At 41.2% G+C, this 21,719-nt stretch carries 22 protein-coding genes; 19 read left to right on the forward strand and 3 right to left on the reverse strand.

Going from position 1 to position 21,719, the window contains the following annotated elements; all coding sequences use genetic code 11:
• The first annotated feature begins 109 nt into the window (after window positions 1–109).
• The gene (locus AAEY99_RS15590) at window positions 110–541 is read left to right on the forward strand and encodes a universal stress protein (RefSeq protein ID WP_101085810.1); all 432 of its coding nucleotides are present in this window, start codon (window positions 110–112) and stop codon (window positions 539–541) included.
• A gap of 41 nt (window positions 542–582) precedes the next feature.
• On the opposite strand, the gene AAEY99_RS15595 is transcribed toward AAEY99_RS15590, so the two are convergent.
• The 3 genes from AAEY99_RS15595 to AAEY99_RS15605 are packed head-to-tail and all read right to left on the reverse strand — an operon-like array spanning window position 583 to window position 3,554.
• On the reverse strand, window positions 583–1,143 hold the full coding sequence (locus tag AAEY99_RS15595) for a DUF924 family protein (protein ID WP_351011118.1): 561 nt from the start codon (window positions 1,141–1,143) through the stop codon (window positions 583–585).
• A gap of 4 nt (window positions 1,144–1,147) precedes the next feature.
• Window positions 1,148–2,830 carry a PH domain-containing protein gene (locus tag AAEY99_RS15600; protein ID WP_351011120.1) on the reverse strand — a complete coding sequence of 561 codons (1,683 nt, stop codon included), beginning with the start codon at window positions 2,828–2,830 and terminating at the stop codon, window positions 1,148–1,150.
• Window positions 2,823–3,554, reverse strand: a complete 732-nt coding sequence (locus AAEY99_RS15605; RefSeq protein ID WP_351011122.1) for a PH domain-containing protein — start codon at window positions 3,552–3,554, stop codon at window positions 2,823–2,825. Before AAEY99_RS15605 ends, AAEY99_RS15600 begins: the two co-directional genes overlap by 8 nt.
• A gap of 252 nt (window positions 3,555–3,806) precedes the next feature.
• On the opposite strand from AAEY99_RS15605, the gene AAEY99_RS15610 reads away from it, so the two are divergent.
• The 18 genes from AAEY99_RS15610 (at window position 3,807) to bfr (AAEY99_RS15695) (ending at window position 21,141) form a co-directional block, all read left to right on the forward strand.
• Entirely contained in the window at window positions 3,807–4,133 is a 327-nt protein-coding gene (locus AAEY99_RS15610; protein WP_101085806.1) for a winged helix-turn-helix domain-containing protein, read from the forward strand.
• Between the two features lie 38 nt (window positions 4,134–4,171).
• Window positions 4,172–5,140 (forward strand): magnesium transporter CorA family protein, encoded by a 969-nt coding sequence (locus tag AAEY99_RS15615; protein ID WP_351011123.1) that lies wholly within the window; start codon window positions 4,172–4,174, stop codon window positions 5,138–5,140.
• 111 nt (window positions 5,141–5,251) lie between these two features.
• Window positions 5,252–5,830: an alpha-ketoglutarate-dependent dioxygenase AlkB family protein gene (locus tag AAEY99_RS15620; protein WP_242445119.1), complete on the forward strand. Its 579-nt coding sequence runs from the start codon at window positions 5,252–5,254 to the stop codon at window positions 5,828–5,830.
• Window positions 5,831–6,214: 384 nt separating this feature from the next.
• The gene (locus AAEY99_RS15625; protein ID WP_351011125.1) at window positions 6,215–7,636 is read left to right on the forward strand and encodes a DASH family cryptochrome; all 1,422 of its coding nucleotides are present in this window, start codon (window positions 6,215–6,217) and stop codon (window positions 7,634–7,636) included.
• Between the two features lie 119 nt (window positions 7,637–7,755).
• Window positions 7,756–8,055: a BolA family protein gene (locus tag AAEY99_RS15630; protein WP_101085802.1), complete on the forward strand. Its 300-nt coding sequence runs from the start codon at window positions 7,756–7,758 to the stop codon at window positions 8,053–8,055.
• A 163-nt stretch (window positions 8,056–8,218) separates the two neighbouring features.
• Window positions 8,219–9,343 (forward strand): TRAP transporter substrate-binding protein, encoded by a 1,125-nt coding sequence (locus AAEY99_RS15635; protein ID WP_162022512.1) that lies wholly within the window; start codon window positions 8,219–8,221, stop codon window positions 9,341–9,343.
• A gap of 87 nt (window positions 9,344–9,430) precedes the next feature.
• Entirely contained in the window at window positions 9,431–9,940 is a 510-nt protein-coding gene (gene luxS / locus AAEY99_RS15640) for an S-ribosylhomocysteine lyase (RefSeq protein WP_011636421.1), read from the forward strand.
• Window positions 9,941–10,140: 200 nt separating this feature from the next.
• A complete protein-coding gene (locus AAEY99_RS15645) occupies window positions 10,141–12,216 on the forward strand; it encodes a TonB-dependent receptor domain-containing protein (protein WP_351011126.1) in 2,076 nt (691 codons plus the stop codon).
• A gap of 458 nt (window positions 12,217–12,674) precedes the next feature.
• Window positions 12,675–14,009, forward strand: a complete 1,335-nt coding sequence (locus AAEY99_RS15650) for a Na(+)-translocating NADH-quinone reductase subunit A (protein ID WP_351011131.1) — start codon at window positions 12,675–12,677, stop codon at window positions 14,007–14,009.
• On the forward strand, window positions 14,009–15,208 hold the full coding sequence (locus tag AAEY99_RS15655; RefSeq protein WP_101085799.1) for an NADH:ubiquinone reductase (Na(+)-transporting) subunit B: 1,200 nt from the start codon (window positions 14,009–14,011) through the stop codon (window positions 15,206–15,208). Before AAEY99_RS15650 ends, AAEY99_RS15655 begins: the two co-directional genes overlap by 1 nt.
• Window positions 15,201–15,986 carry a Na(+)-translocating NADH-quinone reductase subunit C gene (locus AAEY99_RS15660; RefSeq protein WP_101085798.1) on the forward strand — a complete coding sequence of 262 codons (786 nt, stop codon included), beginning with the start codon at window positions 15,201–15,203 and terminating at the stop codon, window positions 15,984–15,986. Before AAEY99_RS15655 ends, AAEY99_RS15660 begins: the two co-directional genes overlap by 8 nt.
• On the forward strand, window positions 15,986–16,618 hold the full coding sequence (locus AAEY99_RS15665; RefSeq protein ID WP_101085797.1) for an NADH:ubiquinone reductase (Na(+)-transporting) subunit D: 633 nt from the start codon (window positions 15,986–15,988) through the stop codon (window positions 16,616–16,618). The genes AAEY99_RS15660 and AAEY99_RS15665 overlap by 1 nt, the downstream gene beginning before the upstream one ends.
• A gap of 5 nt (window positions 16,619–16,623) precedes the next feature.
• Window positions 16,624–17,232 (forward strand): NADH:ubiquinone reductase (Na(+)-transporting) subunit E, encoded by a 609-nt coding sequence (gene nqrE, locus AAEY99_RS15670; RefSeq protein ID WP_101085796.1) that lies wholly within the window; start codon window positions 16,624–16,626, stop codon window positions 17,230–17,232.
• A gap of 46 nt (window positions 17,233–17,278) precedes the next feature.
• Window positions 17,279–18,526 carry an NADH:ubiquinone reductase (Na(+)-transporting) subunit F gene (gene nqrF, locus AAEY99_RS15675; RefSeq protein WP_101085795.1) on the forward strand — a complete coding sequence of 416 codons (1,248 nt, stop codon included), beginning with the start codon at window positions 17,279–17,281 and terminating at the stop codon, window positions 18,524–18,526.
• A 122-nt stretch (window positions 18,527–18,648) separates the two neighbouring features.
• A complete protein-coding gene (locus AAEY99_RS15680) occupies window positions 18,649–19,662 on the forward strand; it encodes an FAD:protein FMN transferase (RefSeq protein WP_101085793.1) in 1,014 nt (337 codons plus the stop codon).
• 70 nt (window positions 19,663–19,732) lie between these two features.
• Window positions 19,733–19,957, forward strand: coding sequence for a (Na+)-NQR maturation NqrM (nqrM, locus tag AAEY99_RS15685; RefSeq protein ID WP_011636430.1), 225 nt, complete (start codon window positions 19,733–19,735; stop codon window positions 19,955–19,957).
• A 233-nt stretch (window positions 19,958–20,190) separates the two neighbouring features.
• The gene (gene bfr, locus AAEY99_RS15690; protein ID WP_101085791.1) at window positions 20,191–20,661 is read left to right on the forward strand and encodes a bacterioferritin; all 471 of its coding nucleotides are present in this window, start codon (window positions 20,191–20,193) and stop codon (window positions 20,659–20,661) included.
• Window positions 20,662–20,673: 12 nt separating this feature from the next.
• Window positions 20,674–21,141 (forward strand): bacterioferritin, encoded by a 468-nt coding sequence (bfr, locus tag AAEY99_RS15695; RefSeq protein WP_059746496.1) that lies wholly within the window; start codon window positions 20,674–20,676, stop codon window positions 21,139–21,141.
• Window positions 21,142–21,719 lie beyond the last annotated feature (578 nt).

Here is a 21,719-nt window from a genome sequence, read left to right on the forward strand (position 1 = left end):
AGTTTTTAATACTGACTATACTTAATTTGTTGAGATGGATCCGAGTGTGTTCTAGTAAGGGGTGTCATGTCGTTGCAAAAGCACACTTTGCATTGTGGAGGAGAATAATATGCGAACACGTAATATTTTATGGCCTACAGATTTTTCTGATACAGCGGCACATGCTTTACGATATGCCATTGAAATGGCGAATTTATATCAAGTGGGCATTCGTATTTTACACGTAGTAGATCAACCTTTCGGTGATGAGAATTATATGATTCTTGCGATAACGCCCGAAGAGTTGGCTAAAAGTATGGAAGATGCAGCGGCGAGTAAAATGCACGAGTTATTAGGTCAGTTGAATACTAATTTAAAGATTGAAACGGTTATTCGACGTGGTGATGCCATTGATGAAATTTTGGCCGAGGCCAACAGCGGTGACATTGGTATGGTGGTTATTGCCAGCCATGGTCGAAGCGGACTGTCTCATTTTTTGCATGATAATGTGGCTGAAGCGATTGCCAATAAAGCTGATTGCCCGGTGTTAGTGGTTAAATAAAATCGACATTTATCGTTTATGTCGTGGTGATTTTCGTCTGCTTAAAAGCGAGAACCGGGTTGAGTTAAAAATGTGAGTTCGGCAGCCGTAGACTCGCGGCCTAATAAGGCATTGCGGTGTGGATAGCGATTAAATTGAGCAATAATCGCTTGGTGTTGTCGCTGGCTGCGTAAATTGTCGGGTGCATATTGTTCAAATAAAGGCAAAGCTTGCTGGTGGATCACTATTGATTCGCTATGCATGTAGGGCATGATTAAAAATGCAGCCTGTTGAATGGGTAACTCTGCTAAACAACCTAGTGCAACGGCTTGTTGCGCAAGCTCTAACGCGATATTGTCAGCGGCAAACGCGGTTGGAGTATCGCGATAAATGTTTCGCGAAAATTGGTCTAATACGATTATTTCGGCCAATCGACCTTGGGCATCTTTACGCCAATGTTGTAACTCACCCTTGATGGCCGCCTGTAACGTGGCGCCATATGTGTTTTTTATGTGCAAATCTAACTCGATATCTTTTACCCACCATTGTTTAGGGGATATTTGAACAAACCAAAAATCGATAATGTCGTCGACGCTGACATTTGTTGTGTGTATTTCATTCATTATATTAAATCCAATTGTGATTATTATGGACCGTGACATTGAGCGACTGGGCCACTATTTGTTGTGCAACCGAAATGGGAATATACGGAAATATCACACTGCCACTGGCTAACCCGATTTCAACATAGGCTAGCTGAGCATGTTTTTGGCCTTTAGTTTGGGTAATTTTAACATGTTGAACTTTGTCAAATGCGACCCGTTTCCATTGTTGACCGAAAAAGCCGCTATGCTGCCAAATAACCTTATCTGCTAATACATATCCCCATTGTTTATAACGAATATAAACCGCTAACATCATCATTGTTGTAGCAAACCAAGTAAACTCAAAAAACTCATGGCTATGATGACCACTGTAATCCACAATGGTAAGTACGATGGCTACAAACAGCGGTAAAACGATTCGCTTTGTGAGCCAATTAATATGGATAGGCTTATAACTACTGGGTAATGCACTTGCACCGCCACTAATATTTGGAATGCTGGCCAAGAGTGATGCTATTTCAGCTGACTTTACACTAGGAACTAACATGTGCTGCTTGGTTTTTTGTTCAACCTCATGGCCTTTGACTTGTTTAAAGTATAAGGTCCAGCGGTTAAATAAACGTGCAATAGCAGGTTGTTGAACCTGGATTAGTTGAATGCGTTTTATGGCCAACGCATCTTGTTGATGCGAAATGACACCGCCACTTCGCTGTAGGGTTTCATCATTTTTGTCGAGCTGATATGGATGATATTTTAAAATGGCTGCCACAATTGAAATTAACGAAAACAAGCTGTAAATCGCAAATAACCCCACGATGACCATGATGGTTTGCAAACCAATGTTTTGATGGGTTTGCTGCTGGACCCATAACCAAAACTGCTGCGCGAGCGGTGAGTCGAATATGTTATCCCAATCTATTTGGCCTGCAATGGGACCAGCGATAACCGCAAACCAAATAAAATTGTTTTGATAAAAACCAAATAAGACTAAATCAGCTAAACTTTTACGCACAATGGGTTGGGTGTTATCAACGTTTTGTTGACTGTTTACGTTTGGAAGCTCATCTGTCGAGGTTGCTTTTGTATGGCTTAAATTTAACAGTAAACGTTTTAACGTTTGTGCCTGTAATGTATCTAAGGCTGCTAAATGAGCTTCGTCTTTTTTAGAACCAGCGGTTTCAATCACTAGAGTGCCGAGTGACAGCGGCTTAAAGTAAAACGGCTGTTCATAACGAATATTTTGTATTCGGCTTAGCGGTATTTCATCCTTTTTGATAAATATTAAACCACGTTTAACTTCAAGCTGATGGTTATGAAGACGAAAACGAAATTTACGCCATTCTATTATCGCGAAAATTGTCACCAGTAATAATAAAACACTCGACGCCAATATGCCCCACTGCATATCAAAACCTTGCTGCCATCCGGTATAGGCAATTGGCACGATAGCGAAACCATTACTAAGAATGTTTTTCAAGGTACTGAAAATATTGCTGACAATGGACCAAGCCGACAGTGCTTGCCATTGTTGTAAATCACTTATTGAATTGCTGTTCTGCTCCCTTCTATCGGCGCTATTGTTTTCTATTGTCGTATCAAGGGTATTGGCCACCTCGGCAATATTGGCATCGGATGAACTATTCGTTGCGATGCCATTGGTATCAACAGGCTGGGCATCATCTGATGATGTTGATGACTTATCCATTGTGATTATCCTGTTGAGGAGGTTGAATGGATAACGGATCCGTTTCAGCGTCAGATGGCGTTGGATCAACAATTTCTGTTTCGGTGCGGAGTAATTGATGACTTGCTGCTGCTTGGCTCAATAAATGTTGACGTAAATGTTCAGCTAAATCGGCATTAAGACCTGGCAGATCTATCTCAGCTAATCCGCTGCCGGCACTGAAGCATTTTAAGGTGACTAAGTTGTATTTTCGCTCGAGCGGCCCTTGAGACAAATTAACATGTTGCAGCCGAGTGTAAGGTAGTGCCGTTGTTGATACCCAAAATAAACCTTCACGAAACACCATTTCATGTTTAAACAATCCGTAAGCAATTTTATGTGCTTTAAGGTGGATAAGTTTAATCATCACAACGGCCAATAACGTGGCTGAAACCAAACCAACTGAAGCTATCATCAATGGCAGCGGTTTAGTGATTAATAGAAATGCGCTTAAAACAGTTATGATTATCACCGCCACGACACTGCTAATGATCAATAATAGTTTAGGGTAATTAGGATCAATATTGCTCAGTGGTAACTCGGTAAGTTGAATATACTCATCTTGGGATAAACGTGGCCCATGGTCATAAACGTGCGCTAATGTGTCTCCTGCAGAGGACGTAGCTGAGTTGGTATCACTTACCACTGACGGATCATTTGATTGCGGTTGTGCTATTGGGCTCTTTGACTGCGGCGGGGTATGCATGTCTATTGGTTTTCCATCTTTGATGCTATCGATTGTTAAAAACTATAACCAGATTGTCTCTACTTAGGTAGCGTTAATCATAATGGGTTATTGATAAATCAATCAATTATCCTTTGAACCATGATTAATTCAGTCGCAATGCTGCGATTAATTCAGTCACAATCAACTGACACTGGCAATAGTGCTTGCGTGATTGGCTACAGATGCAGTAATTTCTATTAAGTGATGAAGAGGTAATAGGGCGTGTGAAGGATGTTTTCGAATAATTACGTGATCAATAAATCGCAAAAAGCATTTTTACGAAAATTGTATTTAGCGCACCTGCTGGATGAAGAACAACACAACTTATTAAGCTTACATAAACTGACTCTTATGCCAAGAAGGACATTGCAAGATGCGATAGCTGCATTTGCTGATATTGGTATTGAAGTGGATTTTGTGCAGCAAGGTCAGCGTCATAATGAAGGTTATTATCGCATTTCAACTTGGGGCCCAATCAGTAGTGCTTGGGTCAATAGTCATTTTGAGCAGATTAAACAACACATTGAAACGGCTGGCGAGTCAGAGATGATCAGTTAGGCCATATAGAGTAATAATGGGTTGTTGAAAGGGTTTTCATGGCGATACAAATACTATTATTTAATGGGCAAGGTCAGTTGATATCACAAGGTGATGAGACTCTCATGAGCCAGTATGACCCGCAACAGCAACTAATATGGGTCGATATTTCAGGCCAGCACAGCCAAGCGTTTTTCAAGCAATATCCTTTGTTTGGGATTGACCACCTCGATTTTGAAGAAGCACAACGGGAGCGTCATCCCCCTCAGTTTGAAGAATATGATTCACATTCATATTTGTTAACCCACGAGCTTATGGCTAGAGATGAGTATCTTCTGCTCGAGCGCAGCCAGTTGTTATTGCATGTAAATGACCGCTTTTTAGTCACTCAGCACCTGAAACCTTCTATCAGTGTCAACAAAGTTATCCAACGCATTAGTGCACAAGGTAGCCTCGAAAGTTCAGAGATGAGCCGAGTCAGTTTTGAATTGATGCGCCAAATTGTGATTGATTATCTGGCGGTGATGTTGGCATTAGAAGAGCGTTTAGGGGAAATAGAAGATGAAATTTTTGATGTATCTACAGATGATTTATTAGCAGAGCTAATCGCTTATAGCAGTAAGCTACAAAAAGCCAAACGTTCGTTTAGTTACCACGAAGAAATCTTGCAACAATTACTAGGCGATGACACCCATCTGCATATTAAGATGGACTACGAACAATTGAGCTATTTATATAATCAATTTGAACGCCTATCCAGTCGTGCCAGTCTTTATCAAGGTTTAGTGGACAGTTTAATCAATGGTTATATTTCGGTGAGTGCCCATAAAACTAACCGCGTGATGATGACATTAACAATGGTCACCGCGATTTTTTTACCATTAACATTAGTCGCCGGCATTTACGGAATGAACTTTGACAATATGCCTGAGTTAAAATGGCATTTTGGCTATTTTTCGGTATTAATCTTAATGGCAGTCATTGTGGTTTCAGGTTTATGTATTGCTAGAATCAAACGTTGGTATTAATTAAGGTAAACGAGATAAAAGGGTGATCGGGTGACAGGATTTCAACATGGATTAGATTTTGGTGAGCCACAAAGCGGCTTCACTCAAGATACCGTTGTTGTGCCAACAGCGATGAACCAAATCAGTCCACCAGTTACTTGGATTAAAGGTTTTTTGTCACCCAAGCAGCAACAGTTGTTAATGATGGAAGTCGAACAATACCCATTAGATCGCGTGGCGATTGAAGTCTATGGTAAGCAGCATTTTATTCCTCGCACCCAAGCTTGGTTTGGTGACCTTGGTTGCGATTATCACTATTCTAAATTACACATCACCGCGCTCGCTTGGCCAAAAGTGTTAAGTCGATTACGGGCAAAATTACTCAACGATCATCAAATAGACAGTAATTCAGTGTTAGTTAATCGCTATGCCGATGGCCGTGACTGTATGGGCTGGCACAGTGACGATGAACCTGAAATTGTCACGGGTTCGGCGATTGCGTCTATCACGTTAGGCGCCTGTAGAGATTTTGTTGTGCGCCATAAACCGACGCAAACCAAAGTTACTTTTCCCTTGGCATCCGGCGACTTACTGATTATGCATCCCGGTATGCAGCAACACTGGCAACATGCGTTACCTAAGCGTCTTAAGGTAACTGAACCGCGTATTAATTTTACTTTTCGACACATTATCCCTAATTACTATGGTTAACAAATCTCGTTAATGGCCATAGCTAAAAGCTAAAAGCTAAAAGCTAAAAGCGAAAGGCCTAGAGGCTAGTAAGCTGCGCGGCTAGATGCTATAAAATCTTAGCAGCCAAGCGGTTCCTATCCTATAAATGACAAGCGATAACAAGCGAAAAGCTAAGCGCCTAGGATGCTGCGCGATTAGATGCTATAAAATCTTAGCAGCGAAGCTGTTCCTAGAAGCGAAGCGCTCTATCCGCGTAGCGAACTAGCAGCGAAGCGACTCTAGGACCTCGAAGACCGAAGGTCTAGCTAGTTTGGGGATATCGCTAAAATGGATCATTATTGAACCGTTAACCGCTATGTATACGTACTCATTAGCAATAGTACAAGCCGTGGTAATGAATAGATGAATAATGCTGATGGGCAAACTTTCGAAGAAACGAATTTACAATCGACATCACACTCTACTGTCAATGCACTTTATTGGTTAGGTGATGATCTGCGGGTAGCAGATAATGCCATCTTTGCAGATATAGCCCTGCATGCACAACAGTTGATGGTGGTGTACTGCATCGACCCTAACTGGTTTCGCCAAGCTCAATATCAGGCTGAGTATGTCGGTAAGTACCGACTGCGGTTTTTATTAGAATCATTGTGGGCTTTAGATGAAACGCTTAATCAATATGGTCAACAAGTGCATATTGTTTATGCCTCAGCGCAAAAATCGTTACCCTATATAATTCAAGCCCATAATATTTCAAGGGTATATCGTAGTAACCATAGTGGTGCTGATGAGCAATCGGCTTGGCAAGTCATTCAGCAGCAGTGCTCCAATGTTGAATATTCGACGATTACCACCCAAACTCTGTTTGATCTGCAGCAACTGCCTTTTGAATTAGCCGATCTAGCTCCGACATTTAGTCAGTTCCGTAAAAAGGTCGACAACGTTAATATCAGCCCTGCCATTGATGCAGTATCTTGGCTCCCGTCTATGGTCGCACTTAAGCCACATGACAAACAACTTCAGTCTTGGCTGGCTTATCCTAGCTGGTTGCCACAAACTCAAACGATGAGTAATGTCTTTTGCGGTGGTGAAGCACAAGGGAAATTGCAACTAGACAGTTACTTTTCGTCAAATTTAGCCCATAACTATAAAGCCGTACGAAACGAACTTGATGGCTGGGAATGTTCAACAAAGTTTTCGCCTTGGTTAGCCAATGGTTGTCTATCGGCAAGACAAGTCGTCGCAGCATTAAAGCAATTTGAGTTACAACAAGGTGCTAACGAATCGACCGAGTGTATTTTGTATGAGCTGCTTTGGCGTGAGTATTTCCATTTTTACGCGCATAAATTCAATACGCTGGTGTTTAGATTTTCAGGCATTAATGGACGTAAACCATTAACCAGTTTTTACGCCCAACGCATTCGAGCTTGGAAAACCGCCACTACACCTTATCCGTTTGTGAATGCATTGATGAAGCAGTTAAATGACACTGGCTATATGTCAAACCGCGGCAGGCAAATTGTAGCAAGTTGCTTGGTCAATGAACTGCAATGTGATTGGCGATATGGGGCGGCGTATTTTCAACAGCAATTAATTGATTATGATTCAGCTGTGAATTGGGGTAATTGGCAGTATCTAGCCGGTGTTGGTGCTGATCCACGCGGTTCGAGACGTTTTAATCTGCAAAAACAGCAGCAGACATACGACCCACAAGGATTATTTATTAATGCATGGTTGGGACGTGAGGCATTACAGCAACACAATGAGAGTCATGCGTCATATTGTATCGATAGTGTTGATATAACCGATTGGCCAAGGAGTTAATTTCAGATCGACTTGAGAAAGTTGTGCTCAAACGTTAACTTTTACCCTGCTTGTTTGACCTTTATTCGGCAAACCAGTACCCTTTGATTTAATCGATATGGATTAATAAGAGTACCACTATGTCTGTCGAACAAATCATTACCGATAAATTGAATCACGCCTTTTCGCCTTTGCATCTTGAAGTGATTAATGAGAGTAATCGTCATCATGTGCCGCCTAACTCAGAAACCCATTTTAAAGTGGTTGTAGTTAGCGATCAATTTAGCGAACAGCGCTTACTTGCCCGTCACCGGTTGGTAAACCAAGCGCTAGCAGATGAATTAGCCAATGGCGTTCATGCGCTTTCCATAAATGCTTATAGCCAGCCAGAATGGCAAGCTTTGGATGAAGTGCCTAGGACTCCTAATTGTAAGGGATAACGATAAAGGTTAATTGTTATTAACTTGCTGACAGAACTATACAAAAAACCTCACATGTCCTGTGAGGTTTTTTATTTTGTATTGTAGTGAGGTGATGTTTGTCACTGGTTATGATTATGTTACAGTTATGAAAATAAGCGTGCGATTGAGATAGGATATTTACATGAGCAAGGTGATACAAACCTGCTGGTTGCTGGGCTTAACGTTATTGTTAGGCTGTCAACAAGATACGCCTTCGAAGACAAGTTCTGTTGCGCAAAATGATTATATTCCTCATCAAGTGATTGAATGGCGTTTAGCCACCTCATGGCCAAAAAACTTGCCCGGTTTAGGCATGGCTCCAGAAAGATTTGCTCAATTGGTCGAGCAAATGTCTAACGGTCGCTTAGTGATTTCCGTTTATGGTGCCGGCGAATTAATGCCAGCGTTGTCGGTTTTTGACGGTGTGAGTAATGGCACGATTGAAATGGCTCATAGCGCGTCATATTATTGGAAAGGTAAAGCGCCTGCCGCTCAGTTTTTTTCATCTATACCATTTGGATTAAATGCACAGCAAATGAATGCGTGGCTTCATTATGGCGGTGGCATGGAATTATGGGAGGAAGTTTATCAGCCTTTTGGCGTATTGCCGCTTGCTGGTGGAAATACTGGCATGCAAATGGGCGGCTGGTTTAATAAAATCATTGCAACCCCAGAAGATTTTAAAGGCCTCAAGATGCGCTTACCAGGCATAGGAGGTGAAGTGCTCAAGAAGCTCGGCGGCGTTCCTGTTGATGCACTCGCTGGCAGAGAATTATATGGCGCCCTGCAAACTGGCGCGATTGATGCTGCTGAGTGGGTAGGGCCTTATAATGATTTGCCGCTCGGGTTGGATCAGGTGGCTAAATATTATTATTACCCTGGCTGGCACGAGCCGGGTTCGACGATGGAGTTTTTGATTAACAAACAGGCATTTTCCACTCTGCCCAATGATTTGAAAATGATTGTTAAAGTTGCAGCCAGAGCCATTAATCAAGATATGTTAGATGATTATACTCAAGGCCATATTGCTGCAATGGACGTATTGCTTAACGAGCATAATGTGCAAGTTAAACCTTTTCCCGACACTGTGATCCGCGCATTAAAATATGCAAAAGATGATGTGCTTAACAGTGAAGCGGCTAAAGACCCGTTATTTAATAAAGTACTGAAGTCTTACATGGCAAACGAGAAGTCAGTAAAGCGCTACTTTAGTTACACAGAAGACGCCTTAAGTCGCTTTGAGTTAGATGGCAAACATCAACCGTAAACTCTCACTGTGACCATGCATAAATAGTGATATTATCGTGTTATTAGGCTTTATATTGTCAGATTATTATTTACTTTGGAGAAAGCAATGCCTTTATTAGACAGTTTTACCGTAGATCATACACGTATGAATGCTCCAGCGGTTCGCGTTGCCAAGCACATGAGCACCCCTAGTGGCGATGCCATTACGGTATTCGATTTACGTTTCTGTGCACCCAATAAAGATATCCTCAGCGAACGTGGCATCCATACACTTGAACATTTGTTTGCAGGTTTTATGCGTGAACATCTAAACGGTGATGGTATAGAGATTATTGATATTTCGCCGATGGGATGCCGTACCGGTTTTTACATGAGCTTAATTGGTCAACCGACAGAAAGTAAAGTTGCAGATTCCTGGCTAGCGGCAATGGTTGATGTAACCAATGTGATTGATCAGAAAGATATTCCTGAGTTAAATGAATATCAATGTGGTACTTACGAAATGCATTCATTAGAACAAGCGCAAGATATTGCTCGGATGATCATTGCTGCAGGCGTGAGCGTCAACCAAAACGATGATTTGAAACTGAGTGACGAAATTTTAGGGAATCTTTAATCTAATCGATTAACTGATATCTTGATAAAAAAGCGGCTTTAGCCGCTTTTTTTGCGAAGCAACGATTAATATGTCGAGTAAACGTTAACAGTACGCTATTTTTATGTAACTGAAACCGTTATTGTAATGAACGATTTTTACTAAGTGATTCGCCATTTTAGCGATTTTTTGCGTGAACAGACACATATACGGAGATTAATATGTCTAACCACCCATTTAGCCTGTCAGTGATAGCAGCCGCAGTGCTTTATGTTTGCCATTCTACCAATGCCGTTGCAGAAACGGTGACCGAGTCTATTGATAACCTTAATAATCAACTCGATTTACAACAGTTATCGATAAGCCAATTTCATTATCGCCAAAGTGATATTGCACTAGGGTTGACGGGCGCGACAGTGTTACCTACCGGACCACATCAGGATGTGACGATCACACATGCAGGTGCCACTGACGGTGTTGCCATTTTACAAGATGGTATATTCTTTTCTCCAGCGCCGTATTCTGGACAACATTTAGTATTGCAGCCCAATTTATTGCACCAGCAAAAAGTGTCTTTTTCGAGCATGACCAGTGTGACTGAAAGTTCAGAAGCTGCTTTTGGTAAGCTTGATTATCAGTCTGTACAAATTAGTCCGCAAAAATATGCAACCGATATCAACGTTGAAGGCAGTGACAATAATGCCATCAATGGTGGGGTTGTGCTAAGTGGTACTTCGAAGCAAAATGGCATGTTATTAGCCGTGGATTATCAATCTGCAGCTGACGATGTGGGTTATCGTGTCGCCCGAGATGCCGACACGACACAAAAAGATATTCTGTTCAAAATCGCTGCCGATAGTTTACCCGGAGCACGCAATGAACAAATGACCGAATTTAGTTATCAGTACTCATCGCAAGAAGCTGACCGCGGAACGTTGGGGTTAACCAGTGTTGATTTTTCGGTAAATCCGACTCAATTATATTCAGCAGCCAGCACCGACAATACTGAAGGCGAGCGTCAACGCTACGTGTTAGCACATAAGCTAATCATGTCATCCACTTCGACGATGGCTACCGACTTTTATTATCAAACCTATTCACAACAATCTCAAGCAATGCAATTTGTTGATGGCGAACAAATTAATAGAGCGTTGCTGTCTCGTATTGCCATGTTTGAAGCAACACCTACCGCTGATGGGATGAACTTAGGATCGTTAACCCAAAATAACGATTTTGCTGGGTTTGGTATGCAAACTAAAGGTGTCAGCATGTACGGTCAGCATCAGGTGACTTATAGTGCGCGCTACCATACAGATAAAGCTGAAATGCGTTTAGGTCAACGTGATTGGTCTTGGAACAATGATTTATCACTGACGCCGACAACAGATGATGAATATGCACTGACGTATACTGATGATGCTTCGGCATTTTCATCAGCGGTAGACACTAAATTAAATTATGGTCAGTGGTCTATTAATCTCGGTTTAGGTTATGAGCATGTCAGCGTTTCTCGTGAGCTTGGTGATGTAAATACGAGCCTTAATGCGGCAGACTTTTCTGATGATGGCTGGTCGCCTTCTATTGAAGTAGCTTATCAGAGTGGGCCGTGGTTAGCCGCGTTACAAGCTAAGCAAGCTTGGACAGCCGCTTCAGCCGGCAATATTGAGCAAACGGCGCAAGAAGCGCTGCAATATCAATTAGCATTAAGCTACCAACAAGATGCTTTATCGATTGCCATGACGGCTTATATGCATGATTACGATAACCAACATGTAAGCTGTATGCAGGGCATGATATGTGATTATGAACAAATATCATTACAAGAGAATATTAAGGATGTCTCTGTTGTCGGCGCAGATTTGAGCATAGCGTATGGACTAACATTTGATCACTTTTCAATTCCATTCAAAGCCAAATACCAATATACCCAAGCTGAAACAGATAGTGCTAATTGCAATGAATTGATGGCATGTTTTGCTGCCAATAGCCAACTACCTTGGGTGCCAGAACAGCAACTGGCGTTAAGTTCTGGTGTTGTTTATGGTGATATGTCCGTTATGGCGCAAGCTTTGTATCAATCTGAGTTAGGTTATCAAGGTGGGTTCACCAATGAACGTGCTATTGATAGTCAGTGGAAGGTTGATATCGCTGCAACTTACCGTTTGACTGAGCAGCACGAGTTGTATTTACGTGTAGAGAATTTGTTAGACGAAGAGTTAGTGGCAAATAGCACCGCAATGGGATTTCAAGCACAGTCTGAAATGACTACGTACTTTGGTTATCAAGGCCATTTCTAAGTGGTTTTTTCCAGACATAGGCAGTGTTGAACACTATTTGAACGCTGCTTGCTGTGCCTTTTATTTCCAAATACTAATACTGCTCAAGTGATGACTCATTTGGGCGGTGTTATTTGAGGTGCAACTGTTCTTGTAAACAAACAACTAAAATTATTTCTTTAAAAATTAATGCTATATTTTTTTTAAATCAGAATTCAGCAGATAACATTCACTCCTAGGTTCTAATTTAATTAGTCTGATCTAAAAGCCACCGATTGTGTTAGGTATTGGTTTGAAAACACCTATAATTTTCGTGGCGATAGTCTCATATTTGCGGTAAAATGCGCGCGACCAGCGTGATTATGATCGCATTTTCGAGTTAAATCTGCGCTAGCTCAAATGGCAAGTGTTTGTTAACACTTTGTTTTTGTAGCGGAACGTGGCGCATTGTCTTTCCTTCAAACGTAGTGCTTGTGGATATGATTACAATTAAGAAAGGATTGGAACTGCCTATAGCAGGCGGACCAGAGCAAGTTATCCATAATGGCCCAGCCATTAGACACGTAGCGACTTTGGGTGAAGAGTATATTGGCTTACGTCCAACGATGAAAATCAAAGTGGGCGACAAAGTACAAAAAGGCCAAGTTCTTTTTGAAGATAAAAAGAATTTAGGCGTTAAATATACGGCTTTAGCCAGTGGTACTATTTTAGAAATCAACCGAGGTGCAAGACGTGTACTTCAGTCAGTTGTTATTGCTGTGGAAGGTGACGATAGCGTTGCTTTTGCTCAATACGATGCTGATAAGTTAGACACGTTAGACGCACAAGTTGTTCGTGATAATCTGATTGATTCAGGTTTATGGACTGCTTTGCGTACACGCCCTTTCAGTAAAGTGCCAGCTGTAGATGCTACTGCTGCGGGTATTTTTGTGACTGCAATTGATACTCAACCTCTTGCTGCCGATCCTGTGGTAGTCATAGCTCAACATAAAGAAGATTTTGCAAATGGCCTAAAGGTCCTAGCACGATTAACTGAAGGTAAAGTTTACCTATGTAAAGCTCAAGGTGCCGATATCCCTGCAGCTAATGCCCAAGTTCAAGAGTTTGCGGGTAAACACCCAGCAGGTCTTGCAGGTACGCATATTCACAACGTTCTACCAGCTTCTGCAACACGTACTGTTTGGCATATTGGCTATCAGGATGTGATTGCTTTTGGTCAACTGTTCACTCAAGGTGTGTTAAACACTGAACGTGTGGTTGCTATTGGTGGTCCTAAAGCGAAAAACCCTCGTCTAGTTCGTACCGTTTTGGGTGCTAGCATGATTGAACTGACTGCTGATGAAACAGTTGGTGATGGTGTTCGTGTGATTTCAGGTTCAGTGTTAAGCGGCCGTACTGCGGTAGGACCTCAAGCTTATTTGGGGCGTTATCATCAGCAGGTGAGTGTACTGGAAGAAGGTGATGAAAAAGAATTATTTGGTTGGGCTATGCCTGGTGCTGATAAATTCTCTATTACACGTGCATTCCTAGGCCATTTAAGCCCATCGCGCCTATTTAATATGACCACTAGTACTGGCGGTTCAGACCGTGCAATGGTACCTATTGGTAACTATGAACGCGTGATGCCTCTAGACATTCTACCTACTATGCTACTTCGTGATTTACTCTCTGGCGACTTTGATGGCGCAGTCCGTTTAGGCGCATTAGAGTTAGATGAAGAAGATTTGGCATTGTGTACGTTCGTATGTCCAGGTAAGTATGACTATGGTTCATATTTACGTGATTGTTTAGATACGATCGAGAGGGAAGGCTAATGAGTTTGAAAGATTTTATCGAACGTATTGAGCCGCAATTTGAAAAAGGCGGCAAGTACGAAAAGTGGTATGCCCTTTACGAAGCGGCAGCCACAGTATTTTATACTCCAGGTAAAGTGAACAAAGGGGCAACCCACGTTCGCGATAATGTCGACCTAAAACGTATTATGATTACGGTTTGGGCATGTACATTCCCAGCAATGTTTTTTGGTATGTACAACGTAGGTTTACAGGCTCAAGTAGCGATGGTGGCCGGTTTCGGTACACCAGATGTTTGGCAAGTAGGCTTATTTGAATTATTTGGCGCTCAACTCTCTGCAGACTCGGGCATTACGTCTCTGATGTTCTATGGTGCGTGTTTCTTCTTACCTATCTATGCAGTGACTTTCATTGTTGGTGGTTTTTGGGAAGTACTCTTTGCGTCAGTGCGTGGCCATGAAATTAACGAAGGTTTCTTCGTTACTTCAGTGCTATTTGCATTAACTCTACCGCCAACAATTCCTTTATGGATGGTCGCTTTAGGTATTACCTTTGGTGTGGTTGTAGCAAAAGAAATCTTCGGTGGCACAGGGCGTAACTTCTTAAACCCTGCATTAGCTGGTCGAGCTTTCTTGTACTTTGCTTACCCATTAAGCATGTCTGGCGATACCACGTGGGTTGTTGCTGACGGTTATTCTGGGGCAACGGCCTTAAGCCAAGCAGCGCAAGGTACATTTGACTACGCCTCAACGGCTAACTGGATTGACTCATTTATGGGCTTCATTCCAGGTTCTGTTGGTGAAGTGTCTACCTTTGCTATCTTGCTAGGTGGTCTAGTTATCATTTACGCCCGTATTGCCTCTTGGCGAATCGTTAGTGGTGTTTTCTTAGGTATGGTCGCTATTGCGACGTTGCTTAATATGATAGGTAGCGACACCAACCCGATGTTTGCAATGCCTTGGTATTGGCACTTAGTGTTAGGTGGATTTGCATTCGGTATGATGTTTATGGCGACAGACCCGGTTTCTGCGTCGTTTACCAATACTGCAAAGTGGGCATACGGTTTCCTCATTGGTGCAATGGTGGTGTTTATCCGTGTGGTTAACCCTGCATTCCCAGAAGGTATTATGTTAGCTATTTTGTTTGCTAACCTATTTGCTCCATTATTTGACCACTTTGTCGTACAGTCAAATATCAAGCGGAGGATTGCTCGTGGCTAGTAATAAAGATTCGTTCGGTAGAACGCTATTTGTTGTTGTCGGCTTATGTCTTGTTTGTTCAGTACTGGTTTCGACTGCTGCCGTGGTGTTAAAGCCTATTCAGCAAGAAAATAAGTTACTCGATAAGCAAAAGTATATTCTTGAAGCGGCGAGCCTGATAAACACCAAAGAAGGCAAAGTCACAAAGAAAGAAATTCTAAGCAAGTATGAGCAATATGTTGATGCTCGCTTAGTTGACCTTAAAACTGGTGAGTTTGTTGAGGGTAATGCTAACCTTTACGATCAACGTAAAGCGTCTCGTGATACTGACACTTCGTCAGTGCCAGAAAACGATATTGCTTCGATCAAACGTGTTGCAGATACCGCCGTTGTATACCTTGTTCATAATGATGAAGGTAAACTGACTAGCGTCATTCTTCCTATTCACGGCTATGGTTTGTGGTCAACGATGTATGCACTTTTGGCACTTGAGGCTGACTTAAACACAGTTCAAGGACTTGTTTACTATGACCAAGGTGAAACACCTGGTTTGGGTGGCGAAGTTGAAAATCCAAAATGGAAAGCATTGTGGAAAGGTAAAAAGTTATTTGATGAGCAAGGTAACTTGGCCATTAGTGTAACTAAAAACCCTACAGTGGCTAGTTCTGTTCATGGTGTCGATGCTCTTTCAGGTGCAACACTTACCAGTAACGGTGTACAACACTCATTGACGTTTTGGTTAGGTAAAGAAGGCTTCGCAAACTTTATCGCTAAAGCACGCAACGGAGGGTTAAGCTAATGGCTGACGTTAAAGAACTTAAACAGGTTCTGACCGGACCGATTATCAATAATAACCCAATTGCATTGCAAATTTTGGGTGTGTGTAGTGCTCTTGCTGTTACTAGTAAATTAGAAACAGCATTAGTAATGACGATTGCATTAACTGCGGTAACAGCGTTTTCTAACCTGTTTATCTCACTTATTCGTAACCACATTCCAAGCAGTGTGCGTATTATTGTACAGATGACCATTATCGCTTCATTAGTGATTGTAGTTGACCAAGTATTACAAGCTTATGCTTATGCCATTTCTAAACAGTTATCGGTATTCGTAGGGTTGATTATTACTAACTGTATTGTAATGGGTCGTGCTGAAGCTTACGCAATGAAAACCCCTCCAATGATGAGCTTTATGGATGGTATCGGTAACGGTTTAGGTTACGGTGCAATTCTATTGTCTGTTGGCGTTGTGCGTGAACTATTTGGTAATGGTTCATTATTTGGCGTAGAAATCCTCAGCAAAATCTCTGACGGCGGTTGGTATCAGCCTAACGGTTTATTACTACTGCCACCGAGTGCATTCTTCTTGATCGGTGGTCTGATCTGGTTGATACGTACGTATAAGCCAGAGCAAGTTGAAGCAAAAGGGTAAACGCAATGGAACATTATATTAGTTTATTAATTCGCTCCGTTTTCATTGAAAACATGGCGCTAGCGTTCTTCTTGGGTATGTGTACTTTCTTAGCTGTATCAAAGAAAATCACTACTGCAATGGGCCTAGGTGTTGCAGTTATCGTGGTACTGGCTATTTCGGTTCCTGCTAACCAAATTATTTATCAAGGTTTATTAGCTCCAGGCGCATTAGCTTGGGCTGGTTTTCCTGATGCTGATTTGAGCTTCTTGAAGTTCATCACCTTTATCGGTGTGATTGCAGCACTTGTACAAATTTTGGAAATGGCTTTAGATAAGTACTTTCCACCTTTGTACAACGCGTTGGGTATTTTCTTACCTTTGATTACTGTGAACTGTGCGATTTTTGGTGCAGTATCTTTCATGGTTGAGCGTGATTATAACCTTGGCGAGAGCGTAGTATTTGGTATTGGCTCTGGTATTGGTTGGGCGTTAGCAATTGTATTGTTAGCCGGTATCCGCGAAAAGATGAAGTATTCTGACGTGCCAAATGGCTTACGTGGCTTAGGTATTACCTTTGTTTCTGCAGGTCTTATGGCTCTAGGTTTCATGTCATTCTCAGGTGTTTCTCTTTAAGAGACCTTGAGAAGACGCATTAATTTGAACCTTTAAGGATAAGTGAATGGGTATTCTTGAATCTACTCCGCTAGATGTCTATCTAGGTGTGAGTATGTTTACTGTGATTGTCTTGGTTTTGGTGTTAGTGATTTTATTTGCTAAATCAAAACTAGTGGCAAGCGGTGATATCATGATTGGTATTAACGGCGACGCAGATAAAGCAATTAAAACAGGTGCTGGTGGCAAACTACTTAGTGTTTTAGCTGACAACGGTATCTTTGTATCGAGTGCGTGTGGCGGTGGTGGCTCATGTGGCCAGTGTCGTGTACACATTAAGTCTGGTGGTGGTGATATTCTACCTACTGAGCTTGATCACATTAGTAAAGGCGAAGCACGTCAGGGTTGTCGTTTATCTTGTCAGGTAAATGTAAAAACTGACATGGAAATCGAACTTGATGAAGAAATTTTCGGCATCAAGAAATGGGAATGTGCGGTTCTATCTAACGATAACAAAGCGACGTTCATTAAAGAACTTAAGCTGCAAATTCCTGACGGCGAATCTGTGCCTTTCCGTGCCGGTGGTTATATTCAGATTGAAGCTCCTGCTCATCATGTTAAATATGCTGAGTTTGAAGTGCCTGATAAATATCGTGGCGACTGGGAACACTTTGGTTTCTTCAAGTTAGAGTCAAAAGTAGACGAAGAAACCATTCGTGCCTACTCAATGGCTAACTACCCAGAAGAGTTCGGTATTATTATGTTGAATGTGCGTATTGCTACGCCACCGCCACGTAATTTAACCTTGCCTTGCGGTAAAATGTCTTCGTACATTTGGAGCTTAAAAGCCGGTGATAAAGTGACAATTTCTGGTCCATTTGGTGAGTTTTTTGCTAAAGACACCGAAGCAGAAATGGTATTCATTGGTGGTGGTGCTGGTATGGCCCCAATGCGCTCACACATTTTTGACCAATTAAAGCGTCTTAAATCTAAGCGTAAAATGAGCTTCTGGTACGGTGCGCGTTCGCAACGTGAAATGTTCTATGTTGAAGATTTTGACGGCTTAGCGGCTGAAAATGAAAACTTCAAATGGCACGTGGCGTTATCAGATCCGCAAGCTGAAGATAACTGGACTGGTTATACCGGTTTCATTCATAACGTATTGTATGAAAACTACTTACGTGACCATGATGCGCCAGAAGATTGTGAGTTCTACATGTGTGGACCTCCAATGATGAACGCAGCAGTTATTGGTATGCTAAAAGATTTAGGTGTCGAAGACGAAAACATCTTACTAGATGATTTCGGTGGTTAATGAGTTAATCCATAACATCGACATGTAAGTCATGAGATTGCAGCAGTGCAGACAGGGTGGTTAAACACTGGTCTTGCACGCTGCAATTTTTTTTGTTTATTTATTACAAGTGTAAATTTGACATGACTGTAAATTCAATCAAGTTATTGCTATTGCCGGCGTTATTGCTATTGGTGAGTGCTTGCAGTTCACCAGAGCCCATTATTTCATTATCTGGTAGTACGATGGGGACCACTTATCACATTAAAGTAGTCAACAATGACCGCTTGCCAGAACCGCAGTTACTGCAAGCTGAAATTGATATGGCATTGGAAGTGGTAAACGATCAAATGTCGACTTATCGTTCGGACTCAGAACTGTCTAAGTTCAATCAATTACAAGTTCAACAAAGCGTTAAAGTATCCGCTGATACCATTAAGGTTATCGAAGAAGGTATGCGTCTTTATCAAGAGACTGATGGGGCGTTAGATATCACCTTAGGGCCAGTGGTTAATTTGTGGGGCTTTGGTCCCGATAAACGACCTACAACCATCCCGACGCAAGCTCAAATCGATAATGCTAAAGCTAAAATGGGCATCAAGGAACTGTCGATAAAAGGCTTAACATTAACTAAGCATAATGCAGACCTGTATGTTGATTTATCTTCAATAGCAAAAGGTTTTGGTGTCGATAAAATTGCCGCGCTATTAGACAAATATCATGTGTCTGGTTATTTAGTCGAAATAGGTGGTGAGCTTAATGTTAAAGGTACTAAAGCCGATAAAACCCCATGGCGAGTGGCTGTTGAGCAACCTACGAGTGAAGGGCAAGCCGTTCAGCAAGTGATTGAACCTGGCACCATGTCATTAGCAACATCGGGTGATTACCGTAACTTTTATCAAGAGAATGGCGAACGTTTTTCACATTTAATCGATCCTCGTAACGGTTATCCTATTAAGCATCAACTTGCCTCTGCAACCGTGTTACACTCAAGTTGTATGACCGCAGATGGATATGCCACCGCTATGATGGTGTTAGGTACTGAGGCTTCATTGGCACTTGCTAAAGAGAAAAATTTAGCAATAATGTTGATTGAGAAGCAAGAACAGGGTTATCAGGTCTATTACAGCGATGCGTTTAAATCGTATGTTAAGTAGGTTCTTTATTTTAAACTGATTGATTAAAAAAGTATTATACCCTTATCTGAATGAGTAATTGGAGTTTGTAATGAGTACATTTATAGCAGCATTTGTAGTGTTATTATTGTTCTTTTTGTTAATGTCTATCGGCTATATCGTAAAGAAGAAAGCGGTAGAAGGTAGTTGTGGTGGTTTAGGTGTTTTAGGAATTGAAAAAGCGTGTGACTGTGATGATCCATGTGACAAACGTAAACGCCGTATGGAAAAAGAGCAAGCTCGCAATGAGTTGCTAAATCAAAATCGAATTATTTAACACCGTTAATTGCCTAAAGCTTAAGTTAATAAACTCATGCTTTGTAAAGAGCCTTCATTTTGAAGGCTTTTTTTATGTTTATGTATTGCTAACGAGTTACAAAGCTTAGTTATAATGATAATGGTTATCAATTGTAAGTGTGTGAAAATAAAGGAAAATTTGCAATTACCCCTATAGTGTTTTATCCTGTTTGTAATTGATCGAGATCACATTATTTATCGAGGGACATTACTATGAAAGGTCATCCTAAAGTCATCAGCCAACTCAATCGTGTACTTACCTGTGAGCTGACCGCCATTAACCAATACTTTTTACATGCTCGCATGTTTAAGCATTGGGGATTGGAAAAGCTTAATGAGAAAGAGTATAAAAAATCGATTGAAGACATGAAGCATGCTGACAAGCTGATTGAACGTGTATTGTTTCTTGAAGGTTTACCTAACCTACAACAGTTAGATAAATTGCGCATTGGTGAACATGCTGAAGAAATGCTTAGCTGTGATCTAACTGCAATTACGGAACAAATTGCCATTTTGCGTGAAGCCATTAAGGTATGCGAAACTCAGCAAGATTATGTTAGCCGCGATTTATTTGAAGATTTACTCGAAGACGAAGAAGAACATCTAGATTGGATTGAGTCGCAGCAAGAGCTAATCAATCAAACCGGTATTCAAAATTATCTTCAATCACAAATTAACGACTAATAGGAAATTATCATGAAAGGCCATCCAGAAGTCATCGACGCTTTAAATAGTTTATTAACCGGCGAATTGTCTGCCATGGATCAATATTTTGTCCATGCTCACATGTATGAAGACTGGGGGTTCAATGAACTGTATACCCGTATTCTGCATGAGTCAGACGACGAGAAGTTGCATGCAGCTAAATTAGTTCAACGCATTTTGTTTTTAGAAGGCACTCCAGATGTTGGCAGCCGTGAAGCGTTGAATATTGGTAAAGATGTGCAAGAAATGCTGAGAAATGATCTTGCATACGAATATCATGTAGCTGATCATTTGCGTAAAGTTATCGCGCTATGTGAAGAAAAAGCTGATTACCAAAGCCGTGAAATTTTAGAAGTGTTATTAGATGACACTGAATCTGATCACATGTACTGGTTAGAAAAGCAACTCGGTCTAATTGAACGTATTGGTTTACAAAACTATTTACAGACCAAAATGTAATGTCTTAATTGCTATGTTACATGTTAATAAAGCCCAACTGCGTTTGGGCTTTTTTGTGTCATTTCAACACTCATGTGGAGGCTCTGGAAGACAGGTTAACCGCATTAGCGCTTGCTTTTTGAGCTGTTCGTTTAACCTGCAAACAAAAAATAGTCCAAGCCATGAAGATTTTATGGGCTATAATAGCTCATTAAATAAACTATTTCTGTTTAAAAAACGTTCGGGGTCTTCACCCTGCTCTGGAAGAGATATATTAAAAGTGATAATGGTTTTTTCTAATTAAATTGATATATTTAGTTTTTAATAGGACGTATTTTAAACTATATGGAAATGGAAATGGAAATGGAAATGGAAATGGAAATGTACACCTTAAAAACTGCAAAAGCAGTGAACTCATATTTGATAATGATGAAACTATAATTATTTTAAAGTTCATATTTTCGAGTCAACATTCGATTATAGATGAGTTAGATATTACTGATGAAGTTCGTGAGTTTGCTCAAGCCCCCTGTGTCAGGATAGTTGTCGCCTCAATTAATTTACAAATAAACAGGGAGCGGTAAGTTACAGCAAGTGAA

Source organism: Shewanella sp. S1-58-MNA-CIBAN-0166, assembly GCF_040310085.1.
Classification (GTDB): domain Bacteria; phylum Pseudomonadota; class Gammaproteobacteria; order Enterobacterales; family Shewanellaceae; genus Shewanella.